Here is a 12,453-nt window from a genome sequence, read left to right on the forward strand (position 1 = left end):
GCCGACTGTCACAGGCTGCGCAGCAGCACCGCCGGTTGCTCCACGCAGTCGGCCACATGGCGGAGGAAACCGCCGGCCGTGCCCCCGTCGCAGACCCGGTGGTCGAAGGTGAGCGAGAGCTGGACGACCTTGCGGACCGCCAGTTCACCACCGAACACCCAGGGCTTGTCGGTGATACGGCCGACACCCAGCATGGCGGCCTCGGGGTGGTTGATGATCGGGGTCGAGCCGTCCACACCGAACACCCCGTAGTTGTTCAGGGTGAAGGTGCCGCCGGTCAGGTCCGCCGGCGTCAGCCGGCCGGTCCGACCAGCCTCGGTGAGCCGGGCGAACTCGGCCGACAGGTCCACCGCGTCACGGGTCTGCGCGTCCCTCACCACCGGTACCACCAGCCCCCGGTCGGTCTGCGCGGCGAACCCCAGGTGGACCGAGGGCAGCACGACGATCTCCCGGCTGTCGGTGTCGACCGTGGCGTTCAGCGCGGGGAAACGGACCAGCGCCGCCGTGCAGATCCGGGCGAGCAGCGCCAGCAGGGAGACCTTCGGGCCGCCGACGGCGTTCATCGCGGCCCGGGCCGCGAGCAGTTCGGTGGCGTCGGCGTCCACCCAGGTGGTCGCGTCCGGGATCTCCCGCCTGCTGCGCGTCAGCTTCTCCGCCACGGCGCCCCGCAGCCCGCGCAGCGGCAGCCGCTCCTCCGCCCCGGAGCCCAGGGCGGTGCGGCGGCGCAGCCCCCCGGAGCCGGGAACCGGCTCCCGCCCCGTGCCGACCGGATCCGTCTGCGGGCTCCCGGCGGGAGCCACCGCTCCGTCGGGGAGGCCTGTCCGGGCTGTCCGGGCGGCGCTCTCCACGTCGGCCCGCAGGATCAACCCCTCCGGCCCGCTCCCGGTCACCTGGCGGAGGTCGAGGCCGTGCTCCCGGGCCAGCCTGCGCACCAGCGGGGAGATCACCGGCAGCGGACCGTCGACGGTGCCGGGTCGGGCGGTCCTCATGGCGGTGCCCGGGCCCCGGTCCCCGAACGCTGCCGGCCGCACCCGGCGGCGACGTGCCGACGGGGCCCCGGTGCCGTAGCCGACGAGGACGTTCCCCGAGCTCTCCGACGGGCCCGTGGAGCGTTCTCCGACCGTCTCCGCCGAGGCCGCGGGCGGCCCCACCTTGGCGGCCGCGGCGGCCGAGGAGTCCGCCCCCACCGCCACCGTCAGCAGCGGCGCGCCCACCGGAAGCTCGGTGCCCTCCTCGCCGAACCGGGCCGTCACCACCCCGGCGTGCGGGCAGGGCACCTCCACCATCGCCTTCGCCGTCTCAACCTCGACCACCGGCTGGTCGACCGCTACCACCTCGCCGACCCGGACCAGCCAGCGGACGATCTCCGCCTCGGTCAGGCCCTCCCCGAGGTCCGGCAGCGCGAACTCCCGCACCTCCGTCATGGCGCCTCCTCCCCGGTCCGCGCACCGCTCGTCCACTCGGACTCCCACTGCAGCCGCGCCACCGCGTCGAGGACGCGGTCGACCCCCGGCAGGTGGTGCTGTTCGAGCATCGGCGGCGGATACGGGATGTCGAGGCCGGTGACCCGGAGCACCGGGGCCTGGAGGTAGTGGAAGCAGCGCTCCGACAGTCGGGCGGCGATCTCCCCTCCCGGACCGGCGAACCCGTTCGCCTCGTGGACGACGACTGCCCGCCCGGTCCGGCGGACCGAGGCGCAGACGGTCTCCTCGTCGAACGGCACCAGGCTGCGCAGGTCGATCACTTCTAGGTCCCAGCCCTCCTCCCGTGCCGCTTCCGCCGCTTCGAGGCAGACGGGCACCGAGGGGCCGTAGGTGACCAGGGTCGCGCTGCCGCCGGAGCGGCGCACCGCGGCCCGCCCGATCGGCGCCACCGGCTCCGGGTCCTGGGGTGACCACTCGGCCTTGGACCAGTAGAGGCGCTTGGGTTCGAGGAAGACCACCGGGTCGTCGGAGGCGATGGCGGCGCGCAGCAGCCCGTACGCGTCGGCCACCGTGGCCGGGGTGACGACGTGCAGGCCGGGCGTGGCCATGTAGTAGGCCTCGGAGGAGTCGCTGTGGTGCTCGACGCCGCCGATCCCGCCGCCGTAGGGCACTCGCACCGTCAGCGGGAGCGGCATGGCGCCGCGGGTGCGGTTCCGCATCCGCGCGACATGGCTGACCAGTTGTTCGAAGGCGGGGTAGGCGAAGGCGTCGAACTGCATCTCCACCACCGGGCGCAGCCCGTACATCGCCATTCCCACGGCGGTGCCGAGGATGCCCGCCTCCGCCAGCGGGGTGTCCGCGCATCGTTCGTCGCCGAACTCGGCGGCCAGGCCGTCGGTGATCCGGAAGACCCCGCCGAGGGTGCCGACATCCTCGCCGAGCACGTGGACGCTCGGGTCGGCGGCCATCTCGTCGCGGAGCGCCCGGCCCAGAGCCTGGGCCATCGTGGCGGGCTTCCGGGCCGGAGCGGCCGGTTTCAGGGCGGCTGGTGCGGTCGTCACTTGTCCCACTCCCCGGTATTCGAGGCTTCGGCGCTGTCGGCGGCCGCGGCGAGCTCCGCCCGAAGCTGGTCCGCCTGCTCCCGCAGCCGACTGGTCGGCTCGGCGTACACGTGCTCGAAGAGATCCATGGGGTCGAGCGGCGGGTCCTCGTTCATCCGGGCCCGCAGCGCCGCGGCCGTCTCCTCGGCCGCCTCCCGGGCGGCGTGCACGCCCTCCTCGTCGAGCAGCCCGGCGGCCTTCAGCTCCCGCTCCAGCAGGACGATCGGGTCGTGTTCGCGCCAGGCCGCGATCTCGTCCTCGGACCGGTACCGGGTGGCGTCGTCGGCGTTGGTGTGCGCGTCGACGCGGTAGGTCACCGCCTCGACCAGCGTCGGTCCGCCCCCCGAACGGGCGCGTTGGACGGCCTCGTCCAGCACCTGGTGGACGGCGAGGACGTCGTTGCCGTCCACCAGCCGACCCGGCATGCCGTAACCGACGCCCTTGTGGGCCAGCGAGGGGGCGGCGGTCTGCTTGGCCAGCGGGACGGAGATGGCGAAGCCGTTGTTCTGCACAAGGAAGACCACCGGCGCCCGCCAGACCGCGGCGAAGTTGAGCGCCTCGTGGAAGTCCCCCTCGCTGGTACCGCCGTCCCCGATCATGGCGAGGGCCACCACGTCGTCGCCCTGGAGTCGGGCGGCGTGGGCGAGACCGACCGCGTGCGGCAGCTGGGTCGCCAGCGGGGTGCAGAGCGGGGCGATCCGCAGCTCTCGGGGGTCGTAGCCGGTGTGCCAGTCACCGCGCAGCAGCGTCAGCGCCTGCACCGGGTCCAGACCGCGGGCCACGGCGGCGAGGGTGTCGCGGTAGCTGGGGAAGAGCCAGTCGCGCTGCTCCAGGGCGAGCGCCGCGGCGACCTCGCAGGCCTCCTGGCCGGTGCTGGAAGGGTAGACCGCCAACCGGCCCTGCCGGGTCAGGGCGGTGGCCTGGGTGTTGTAGCGGCGGCCGCGCACCAGCTCGGCGTAGAACCTCTTCAGCAGGGCGGGGTCGGTGGCGCCAACCCCGCTGCCCGGAGCGCCCACCCCCAGCACCCGGTGCGGCTCGGCGTCGGGCAGCAGCGGCGCGGGGTCGGTGCGGGGCTGCCAACCCGGTGGCGGGGCCGGGCGATACGCCCCGGTCTGCTCCAGAACCGTCATGACGACACCTCCTGAAACTCCCCGGCCGGCACGAGGCCGGGGTCGGGCGGTATGCGAAGGGCGGAGCGCCGAGGCACTCCCCTACCGATTGTTCGGTCGACGGCACATTTTGGCTACAGGCACCCCCAGCCTGTGGACAAACGGTTGTCCACAGCCTCTGATGTGGCCAGGACGTCCACAACCGGGAGGCGCAGAGGGATGGCTGCTGAACGGATGGCCGAAGACGGGCGGGGACCCCGCCCCCGCCACCTCGACCCCGTCGACCGGAACATCCTGCGGATACTGCGCATGGACGGGCGCGCCTCAGTGCGCTCGGTGGCCGAGCGGGTCCACGTGTCCCGCGCCAATGCCTACGCGCGGATCAACCGCCTGATCGACGACGGGGTGATCCGCGGCTTCGGCGCCCGGGTGGACCACGAGCGGGCCGGTCAGGGAGCGTCGGCGTACATCACCCTGAAGATCGTCCAGAACTCCTGGCGCCGCGTCCGCGGCCAGCTGGAGCAGTTGCCCGGCGCCGCCCACATCGCTCTGGTCAGCGGGGACTTCGACGTACTGCTCCTGGTACACACACCCGACAACCGGGCGCTGCGCGAGCTGGTCCTCACCCGCATCCAGTCGATCCCGGAGGTGCTCAGCACCCGGACGCTGCTGGTCTTCGAGGAGACCGACCTCTGGCAGGAGGATCCGGAGGGCGGGGAAGCGGGTACCGACGGGAGCTGAGGCGGTCCCGGCCCCTGGGTGGCGACCCCGTGAACCGGGCGCGGATTCACAGCCAGGCACTCAGCTTGTTCCTCGACCTCGGGTTGCTGCGGAGTGCTTGCGGGCGGGGAAATCGCGGTGCGTGCCGGCACCATGCCGGGCAGACTCGCGGACATGGCTGAGAAGGTCATCCGCATCAACCCCGAGCAGCTACATGAGACGCCCGGCTACCACCACATCACCGTGGTGGAGGCAGGGCGTACGGCCTACCTGGCGGGACAGTGCCCGCTTGATCGGAACGGTGACCTCGTCGGTGCCGGTTCCGTCGAGAAGCAGGTCGACCAGGCGGTCGCGAACGCGCTCACCGCACCGAAACCCCACCGGCCCGGCCCTGGACGGCCGCCCGGCACCCCGAACAGGCACCGGGCACCCGCTACGACATGGGCAGAACCGTCCGCCGCGAGAAGAGACTTATCGCCCTAAGGGTTGTCCCGTAATCCCCGGTGGATCAGCGCACGACGGCAGATGCGGTACATCGCAAGGCGGAGGGACGTCCCGATACTGGGCGTATCAGGATGTTCCGACAACGCGGCGAGGTGCCGTAGCTGTCGTCGTGCGCCCACCGGGGATTGCGGGACAACCCTTAGAACGATTCAGTTCAAAGAACGAGCTCAGCCGGTGCGCAGTCCGGCGAACGCCATCCGCACCACGGCGTCCGCCACCTGTTCCCGGTGGGCCGCGCCCCCCGCCTCGGGCCGGTACCACTCCACGATGGAGTTGATCATTCCGAAGAGCAGCCGGGTGGCCAGCCGCATGTCCATGTCGGCCCGCAGGTCTCCGTCGGCGGCGGCCTGCTTCAGCAGCGCGGCCACCTGCTGGTCGAACTCGCGCCGCCGCGCCATGGCCCAGCGCTCGGTGTCGGTGTTGCCGCGCACCCGGAGCAGCAGGGTGACGTACGGCAGCTCCGCCATCAGGACCTCGGCGGTCCGCCGGGTGACGTGTTCCAGCCGGTCGACGGCCCGCCCGCGTACCGCCGCCGGCTCCTCGAGGATGCCGAAGAGCCCGTCCAGCGCCCGGCTTATCGCCAGCCGCAGCAGTTCCTCCTTGCCGCGTACGTGGTGGTAGATCGACGACTTGGAGATTCCGGCGGCCCGGGAGAGGTGCTCCATGGAGGTGCCGTCGTATCCGCGCTCGTTGAACACCTCGACGGCGACCGCGAGCAGCGATTCGGGCGTGTAGGTGTCGCGCTTGACCATGCCCTGATTACAGCAGGTCCGCTCCGGCGGTCGCACGGCGGAGCGGTGGCGGCCGCCGCTGAGGCACCTCGACCGGGCCCGGTGAGGCACACCCCTCTTGTCCCGACCGATCGTTCGGTTAATCTTGGGTCTGTCGCTTGGATCTCCCTGGACAAGGCGGGATCCGGTGCGCGCCCCCGCCGGGGCACCGGGTGCTCCTCACACGGAGCCACCGGCGGCCCGGCAACGCCGTGCGGGGGCACCTTCCGGCGGCGGCCGGGAGAGCGGACCGGATCCCCGCGGCGCCGCGGGGATCCGAACGACGGTCCCTGTCCGCACCCGCCCGGCTCGCGACGAGGAGTTGGTCAGCCATGGCCGCCAGTCTCACCGCCCTCCAGCTGATCGAGAAGCACCAGCCCACGCTTGACCAGGCCCTGGAGGCGATCCGCAGCCGGGCCTACTGGTCTCCTCACCCGGAGAATCCCAAGGCCTACGGAGAGAACGCCGCCGCCGAGGGCAAGGCCGCCTTCGAGGCCCTCCGCGGCACCCGCCTCGACCTGGGCCAGCCGGGTGTGGACGGCTGGATCGGCGGGGAGGTCTCGCCGTACGGTCCGGAGCTGGACGTGCAGTACCCGCACTCCGATCCCGAGGTGCTGCTCCCCGCGATGCGGGAGGCCATGCCGGCATGGCGGTCGGCCGGTCCGCAGCTGCGGGCCATGGTGTGCCTGGAGATCCTGGCCCGGATCAACGCCCGCAGCCACGAGTTCGCCCACGCCGTTATGCACACCTCCGGCCAGGCGTTCCTGATGGCCTTTCAGGCGGGGGGCCCGCACGCCCAGGACCGCGGACTGGAGGCGGTGGCCTACGCCTACGCCGAACAGCTGAGGACCCCGGAGAGCGCCGAGTGGGCCAAGCCGCAGCGCAAGCGCGACCCCCTGCGGATCGGCAAGACGTTCACCGCCGTGCCCCGCGGCCTCGCCCTGGTGATCGGCTGCAACACCTTCCCCACCTGGAACGGCTACCCGGGCTTCTTCGCCTCGCTGGCCACCGGCAACCCGGTCCTGGTCAAGCCGCATCCGAGGGCGGTGCTGCCGCTGGCGCTGACCGTCGCGGTGGCCCGGGAGGTGCTCGCGGAGGCCGGTTTCGCCCCGGATCTGGTCACCCTCCTCGCCGAACGACCCGACGAGGGGATCGCGAAGACGCTCGCCGTCCGTCCGGAGATCCGCATCGTCGACTACACCGGCTCGACCGCCTTCGGCGACTGGTTGGAGGCCAACGCACGCCAGGCACAGGTCTTCACCGAGAAGGCCGGCGTCAACACGGTGCTGATCGAGTCGACCGACGACTACCGCGGCATGCTGGCCAACCTGGCGTTCTCGCTGTCGCTCTACAGCGGCCAGATGTGCACCACCCCGCAGAACCTGCTGATCCCGCGCGACGGCGTGGACACCGACGAGGGCGCCAAGAGCTACGAGGAGGTCGTCGGCGACCTGGCCGCCGCCGTACAGGGACTGCTCGGCGACGACGCGCGGGCCAACGCCCTGCTCGGGGCGATCGTCAATCCGCAGGTGAAGGAGCGGCTGGAGGCCGCGGCCCAGTCGGGGGAGGTGGCCCTGGCCTCGCGCGAGGTGGAGAATCCGGAGTTCCCCGCGGCCACGGTGCGCAGCCCGCTGATCGTCAAGCTGGACGGCGGTAAGCCGGAGGCCGAGTCCGCCTTCCTGACCGAGTGCTTCGGCCCGATCTCCTTCGCGGTCGCGATGGACTCCGCCAGCTCGGCGGTGGAGCTGCTGCGCCGCTCGATCCGGGAGCGCGGCGCGATGACCGTGGCCGCCTACACCACCTCGCCGGACGTGGAGCGGCTGGTGGAGGAGGTCTGCCTGGAGGAGTGCGCCCAGCTGTCGCTGAACCTCACCGGCGGCGTGTACGTCAACCAGACCGCGGCCTTCTCCGACTTCCACGGCTCCGGCGGCAACCCGGCGGCCAACGCGGCGCTGTGCGACAGCGCCTACGTGGCCAGCCGCTTCCGCACCATCGAGGTCCGCCGGCCGGCCTGAGCAGCGGATCGGGCGGCCGGCGGGGCGCGAGCGGTGGCCGCTCGCGCCCTGCCGGCCGCCCTCCCCCGCGGAAGCGGGCCCGGGAGGGCCGGGTCAGTCTCCGCGCCGGCTCACTCCTTGGTGGCGCCGCTCAGCATCCCCTCGATGAAGCGGCGCTGCAGCAGTACGTAGACGATCACCACGGGAAGAGCGATCAGCACCGATGCGGCAGCCAGCAGCACGGTGTCCGAGCTGTGCTGGCCCTGGAAGAAGGCGAGCCCCAGCGGCACCGTCCGGTGCGCCTCGTCGCTGACCATCACCAGCGCCAGCAGGAACTCGTTCCACGTCCACATGAAGACGATCACGACCATCGTGGAGATGGCCGGGCGCCCCATCGGCACCAGGATCCGCCAGAGTGTGGTCCAGCTGGAGGCGCCGTCGATCCTGGCCGCCTCGATGACGGCGCGCGGACTGCCCCGGAAGTAGGCCCGCATCCAGAAGACCGCGAAGGCGAGCGACTGGGCGGTCTGCGGCAGGATCAGCGCCCAGTAGGTGTCGGTCAGCCCCCAGTGCCGCAGATCGAAGTAGAGCGGGACGATCAGCGCCTCCTGCGGCAGTGTCAGCCCGGCGAGGAACAGGTAGAAGAGCACCGTGGAGCCGGGGAACCGCATCACCGCGAAGGCGTAGGCGGCGAGCACCGCGAGCACACAGGTGGCAGTCACCACGGCGGCCGTGACCAGCACCGAGTTCATCAGGTAGGTGCCGAAGTGCGCCCGGGACCAGGCATCGGCGAAATTTCCCCAGTTGAGGCCGTCCGGCAGGGAGAAGCCGGTGTCCAGCGAGGACTGCCTGCCGAACGCCGTCGACAGGATGCCGAGCACCGGGGTGAGGCTGGTGACGGTGAAGAGCGCGAGGATCGCGTAGGTCACGCCCCGTTCGAAACGACTGGTCATCCGTTGTTCCGCCCCTCCACCAACCGCGACGCCAGGACCGTCAGCACGAAGATCAGCAGGGCGAGTCCGACCCCGATCGCCGCCGCGGCACCGACCTGGTTGGTCTCGAAGGCCCGGCGGTACACCTCGTACGCCGGCACCGAGGTGGCGTTCCCGGGCCCGCCGCTGGTGGTGATGTAGACCAGGTCGAAGTTCCGCAGCCCGGCGACGATGGTCAGGGTCAGCGCGACCGCGATCTGCGGGCGGAGCCCCGGCAGGGTCACGGTGAAGAACTCCCGCACCGCGCCGGCCCCGTCCACCCGGGCCGCCTCGTAGAGCTCGCGGGGTATTCGCTGCACCCCGGCGAGGAAGAGCACCAGGCAGAGCCCGGTCTCCACCCAGGTGCCGACCGCTCCCACCGCAGGCAGGGCCCAGGTGTAGTCCCCGAGCCAGGAACGCGTCAGGGAGTCCGCGCCGACGGCCCGGAGCAGGTCGTTCAGAAGACCGTCGGGGGCGAGGATGGACCGCCAGGCGACGCCCACCACCACCATCGCCAGCACCTGAGGCAGGAACAGCACGGTCCGGAAGAAGGTCATCCCCCGCACCCGGAACCGCGACAGGGCCGCGGCCAGCAGCAGTCCGATGGCCACCGGCAGCGCCGCGTAGAAGACCAGCAGCACCAGCGCGTGGACGAAGGGGGCACGCAGCGCCGGGTCGGTGAGGATGCCCCGGTAGTTCTCCAGCCCCGCCCAACTGGCGGCGGTCAGCCCGTCCCAGTGCAGCAGCGACAGCCAGACGGTCTGTCCGAACGGGAAGAGCAGGAAGGTGCCGTAGAGGAGGAAGGCCGGTACGACGTACAGGTATCCGACGGCACGCGGCTCCCCCGGGGCGGTCCGGCGGTAGCGGGCGGCGACCGACCGGAGCGCTCGCCCGGCGCTCACCGCTGCCCCTCGGTCTCGTCCGACCCGAACTCGGATCGCTGCTTCTCCTGGAAGCCGGCGTACTCCTTCTGCATGGAGCGCGCCAGTTCGTCAGGGGAGAGGGAGCCGTCGATGACGCCCTGGAGGTCGGCGGAGAGGGTGTCGTAGAAGTCGGGCGTCGTGTAGTCGAGGTACGGCACCAGCCCGTCGTCGCGGTTGAGTCGTTCCCAGCCCTCGACGAGCTGCCGGTCCGCGCTGCCGGCCGGGGCCTTGCGGGCGGTCTCGCCCGGCACCACGGGTAGTACGCCCTCCTCGGCCATCACCTCGGAGGCGTGCGCGTTGGTGATGAAGTCCAGGTAGGCGGCGGCCACGTCGGGGTGCTTGGAGCGGGAGGTGACCGACCAGGCCAGTCCCTGCCCGCCGGTGGTGGTCGGGGCGGCGCCGGCCTCGGCGGGCGGCGGCACCATCAGGCCCAGCTTGTCGCCCATCGGCTTCTTGAGGTCGGCGAGCAGCCAGGTGCCGGTGATCAGGAACGCGCCCTGGCCGTCGGCGAACTTCTTCGTCGCGTCGTCGTAGCCGGTGCCGTTGGTGCCCTTGGGTATGTAGCCGCGCTCCGCCCAGTCGGCGAGGGTGCGGGCCGCTTCCCGGGTGGGCTCGTTGTCGAAGCCCTCGCCGCGGCCGAGGATGGTGTCCCGGGTGCCGGTTGCGTCTCCGGCCTGGTTCTGCAGGACGCCGAAGGTGTGGATGGCCGGCCACTTGTCGAGGTTGCCGAACTGGACCGGCAACTCGCCCTTCGCTTTCAGCCGGGGCAGTGCGTCGGTGAACTCCGCCCAGGTCCGCGGGGGTTTCACCCCGGCCTTCGCCAGCACGTCCTTGTTGTAGTACACGCCGACGTACTCACCGGCCTGGGAGAGGCCGTACAGCTGGCCGGTGCCGAACCTGGCCCCGTCCACCGATACCCGGTTGAGGTCGAGCAGGGTGTTCGGGTAGCGGGTGTTCCAGCCGTAGATGCCGGCGTAGTCGTCCAGCGGGGTGAGCAGGCCAGCGCGGACGAAGGAGACCATGTCCGGGTAGCCCTGGTTGGCCTGGATCACGTCCGGCGGGGTGTTGCTGGATATCGCCAGCTTGAGGGTGGTCTTCAGGTCGGAGAAGCTCCGCGCCACGCGTTTGATGCGGACGTTGGGGTACTTCTCCTGGAACTCGTCGTTGAGCCGCTCGATCTCGGCGTTCTGACCACCGCGGACCTCCTGGTCCCAGACCGTGAGCGTGACCTTCCCGGCCTTGGCCGGGTCCGGCATCGCGGTGGCGCCCCGGGAGCCGGAGCCGCCGGGGGCCCCTGAGCCGTCGGTGCCGGGCACACAGGCCGTGCCGAGCAGGGCCATGCCGGCGACCAGCGCGACCGACGAGGCGAACCGCCGGCGCGAGGGTCTCGGGCAGTGAAGGGACTTCATCGTGCGACATCTCCTCTGGGGGCGGCCTTCGGCGCCGTCGCCTCTTCACGGGCCTTCGGCGTCCTGACGTCTTTCACTTCTGCTCGACCCGCGGTTCGCGACTGACGTCCGCGGCGCCGTTCCGAATCGTTTCGGCAACCGGGCGGCGCCGGGACCGGAAGGGTTCGCCGGGAAGCCGGCCGCGCCCGGTGCGGCTGGCCGCAGGGCGGAGCAGCATCCGAGTACCGGGCGTACCCGCGTGACACGGAACGCGGCTCGGGGGACCCACGGTCGGCGGCTGGGCCGTACCGGGTGTCCCGAAGCCGGTGGGCCTTTCGGGTCACGACGCTAGGTGGACCGGAAGCCGATGGTCGGGGTGGCCCGCCGGAGCGCCGTGTCGGTGGTGGACGGCGGCAGCAGGTCCGCCAGGAAGGCGTAGCGGCGCAGCACGTCCTCGCTCTGCCCGCCGCACCGGATGACGTACTGCCACCAGGCCGCCACCTCCGTCCACCCCGGGGCGGACAGCGAGCCGCCGAAGTGCTGCACCGAGAGCGCGGCGGTGAGGTTGGCGAACGCCAGCCGGTCGGCGAGCGGCCAGCCGGCGAGCGTGCCGGTGATGAATCCGGCCACGAAGACGTCGCCGGCGCCCGTCGGGTCCAGCGCCTCCACCCGCAGCGCGGGCACGTCCGCGATCTCCCCGCTCACCGAGTCGATCGCGATCGCGCCCCCGGCTCCCTTGGTGACCACCGCGATGGGCACCAGTTCGGCGAGCGCCCGGACCGCCTTCTCGGGGCTGTCGGTACGGGTGTAGTGCTGCGCCTCGGCGGCGTTCGGCAGGAAGGCGTGGCAGTAGGCGAGGTCGGCGAGGGTGTCCGGGTCCCAGGCGCCCGTCTCGTCCCAGCCGACGTCCGCGAACACCTTGCTGCCCTCGTCGTAGGCCTTGCGCACCCAGCCCTCGAGCCGCCCGGAGTCGAGGTCGGTGACGCAGGCGCGGGAGCGCGGCCGCTCGGCGACGCTGACGCAGGGTGTGGGGGCCTCGTGGCCGTGCGAGACCATGGTGCGCTCGCCCTCGTAGGCCATGGAGACGGTGACCGGCGAGTGCCAACCAGGCGCCCGGTGCGAGGGGGAGAGGTCGATGCCCTCGTTGTCCGCCAGGCTCTCCCAGCAGTAGTCGCCGTAGACGTCGTCACCGAAGGCGGCGGCCAGCGAGGTCCGCAGGCCCAGCCGGCGCAGCGCGGTGGCCATGTTGGCCACCCCGCCCGGGCTCGAACCCATGCCGCGCGCCCACGACTCGGTACCGCGCACCGGCGCGTGGTCGAGTCCGGTGAAGACGATGTCCAGGAAGACCGTGCCGGTGAGGAAGACGTCCTGGGGCGGGTCTCCGGCCCGCCGCAGGGACTCCAGCGGATCCATGGGCGCGGGCGACGGTGCCGGGTGGGCGCTGCCGGTGGTGCTCAAACCCTCTCGCCCCTTTCTGGCCTGAAGCTCTAGCTGTTATGACCGACACCTTGCACGCGAGGCCAGCCAAATGCAATACCTCGATCAGGGTC

At 71.9% G+C, this 12,453-nt stretch carries 10 protein-coding genes and 1 pseudogene; 3 read left to right on the forward strand and 8 right to left on the reverse strand.

Translation table 11 applies throughout. The annotated features are described in order from the left end of the window. Window positions 1–8: 8 nt before the first annotated feature. From BGP73_RS08955 to pdhA, 3 genes are read right to left on the reverse strand one after another with little or no spacing between them, the layout of a single operon-like run. Window positions 9–1,424 carry a dihydrolipoamide acetyltransferase family protein gene (locus BGP73_RS08955; protein WP_069813980.1) on the reverse strand — a complete coding sequence of 472 codons (1,416 nt, stop codon included), beginning with the start codon at window positions 1,422–1,424 and terminating at the stop codon, window positions 9–11. Beyond that, window positions 1,421–2,428: an alpha-ketoacid dehydrogenase subunit beta gene (locus BGP73_RS08960; RefSeq protein ID WP_069813981.1), complete on the reverse strand. Its 1,008-nt coding sequence runs from the start codon at window positions 2,426–2,428 to the stop codon at window positions 1,421–1,423. The genes BGP73_RS08955 and BGP73_RS08960 overlap by 4 nt, the downstream gene beginning before the upstream one ends. 53 nt (window positions 2,429–2,481) lie before the next feature. Next, the gene (pdhA, locus tag BGP73_RS08965; protein WP_069813499.1) at window positions 2,482–3,654 is read right to left on the reverse strand and encodes a pyruvate dehydrogenase (acetyl-transferring) E1 component subunit alpha; all 1,173 of its coding nucleotides are present in this window, start codon (window positions 3,652–3,654) and stop codon (window positions 2,482–2,484) included. A 198-nt stretch (window positions 3,655–3,852) separates the two neighbouring features. On the opposite strand from pdhA, the gene BGP73_RS08970 reads away from it, so the two are divergent. Beyond that, window positions 3,853–4,374: an Lrp/AsnC family transcriptional regulator gene (locus BGP73_RS08970; RefSeq protein ID WP_069813501.1), complete on the forward strand. Its 522-nt coding sequence runs from the start codon at window positions 3,853–3,855 to the stop codon at window positions 4,372–4,374. A 153-nt stretch (window positions 4,375–4,527) separates the two neighbouring features. Beyond that, window positions 4,528–4,746 (forward strand): annotated as a pseudogene (locus BGP73_RS21965) (RidA family protein); the annotation flags it as partial. A 278-nt stretch (window positions 4,747–5,024) separates the two neighbouring features. Here the strand turns inward: BGP73_RS21965 and BGP73_RS08975 are convergent. Beyond that, on the reverse strand, window positions 5,025–5,609 hold the full coding sequence (locus BGP73_RS08975; protein WP_069813503.1) for a TetR/AcrR family transcriptional regulator: 585 nt from the start codon (window positions 5,607–5,609) through the stop codon (window positions 5,025–5,027). A gap of 350 nt (window positions 5,610–5,959) precedes the next feature. On the opposite strand from BGP73_RS08975, the gene paaN reads away from it, so the two are divergent. Continuing rightward, on the forward strand, window positions 5,960–7,642 hold the full coding sequence (paaN, locus tag BGP73_RS08980) for a phenylacetic acid degradation protein PaaN (protein ID WP_069813505.1): 1,683 nt from the start codon (window positions 5,960–5,962) through the stop codon (window positions 7,640–7,642). A 110-nt stretch (window positions 7,643–7,752) separates the two neighbouring features. Here paaN and BGP73_RS08985 read toward each other — a convergent pair whose 3' ends face one another. The 4 genes from BGP73_RS08985 to BGP73_RS09000 all read right to left on the reverse strand — a co-directional run bounded on the left by BGP73_RS08985 (window position 7,753) and on the right by BGP73_RS09000 (window position 12,316). Further along, complete coding sequence (locus BGP73_RS08985) at window positions 7,753–8,574, reverse strand: carbohydrate ABC transporter permease (RefSeq protein ID WP_069813507.1); 822 nt, start codon at window positions 8,572–8,574, stop codon at window positions 7,753–7,755. Further along, entirely contained in the window at window positions 8,571–9,494 is a 924-nt protein-coding gene (locus BGP73_RS08990) for a carbohydrate ABC transporter permease (RefSeq protein WP_069813509.1), read from the reverse strand. The genes BGP73_RS08985 and BGP73_RS08990 overlap by 4 nt, the downstream gene beginning before the upstream one ends. Beyond that, the gene (locus BGP73_RS08995; protein WP_069813511.1) at window positions 9,491–10,924 is read right to left on the reverse strand and encodes an ABC transporter substrate-binding protein; all 1,434 of its coding nucleotides are present in this window, start codon (window positions 10,922–10,924) and stop codon (window positions 9,491–9,493) included. Before BGP73_RS08995 ends, BGP73_RS08990 begins: the two co-directional genes overlap by 4 nt. Before the next feature lie 327 nt (window positions 10,925–11,251). Beyond that, window positions 11,252–12,316: a carbohydrate kinase family protein gene (locus tag BGP73_RS09000; protein WP_069813982.1), complete on the reverse strand. Its 1,065-nt coding sequence runs from the start codon at window positions 12,314–12,316 to the stop codon at window positions 11,252–11,254. Window positions 12,317–12,453: the final 137 nt, after the last annotated feature.

This window comes from Streptomyces sp. TP-A0874, from assembly GCF_001748085.1.
In the GTDB taxonomy this organism is placed as follows: Bacteria; Actinomycetota; Actinomycetes; order Streptomycetales; family Streptomycetaceae; genus Streptomyces.

Coding starts and splice junctions, on each gene's coding strand:
- BGP73_RS08955 (WP_069813980.1), bottom strand. CDS start 1,424: ATGACGGAGGTGCGGGAGTTCGCGCTGCCGGACCTCGGGGAGGGCCTG.
- BGP73_RS08960 (WP_069813981.1), bottom strand. CDS start 2,428: ATGGCCCAGGCTCTGGGCCGGGCGCTCCGCGACGAGATGGCCGCCGAC.
- pdhA (WP_069813499.1), bottom strand. CDS start 3,654: ATGACGGTTCTGGAGCAGACCGGGGCGTATCGCCCGGCCCCGCCACCG.
- BGP73_RS08970 (WP_069813501.1), top strand. CDS start 3,853: ATGGCTGCTGAACGGATGGCCGAAGACGGGCGGGGACCCCGCCCCCGC.
- BGP73_RS08975 (WP_069813503.1), bottom strand. CDS start 5,609: ATGGTCAAGCGCGACACCTACACGCCCGAATCGCTGCTCGCGGTCGCC.
- paaN (WP_069813505.1), top strand. CDS start 5,960: ATGGCCGCCAGTCTCACCGCCCTCCAGCTGATCGAGAAGCACCAGCCC.
- BGP73_RS08985 (WP_069813507.1), bottom strand. CDS start 8,574: ATGACCAGTCGTTTCGAACGGGGCGTGACCTACGCGATCCTCGCGCTC.
- BGP73_RS08995 (WP_069813511.1), bottom strand. CDS start 10,924: ATGAAGTCCCTTCACTGCCCGAGACCCTCGCGCCGGCGGTTCGCCTCG.
- BGP73_RS09000 (WP_069813982.1), bottom strand. CDS start 12,316: ATGGATCCGCTGGAGTCCCTGCGGCGGGCCGGAGACCCGCCCCAGGAC.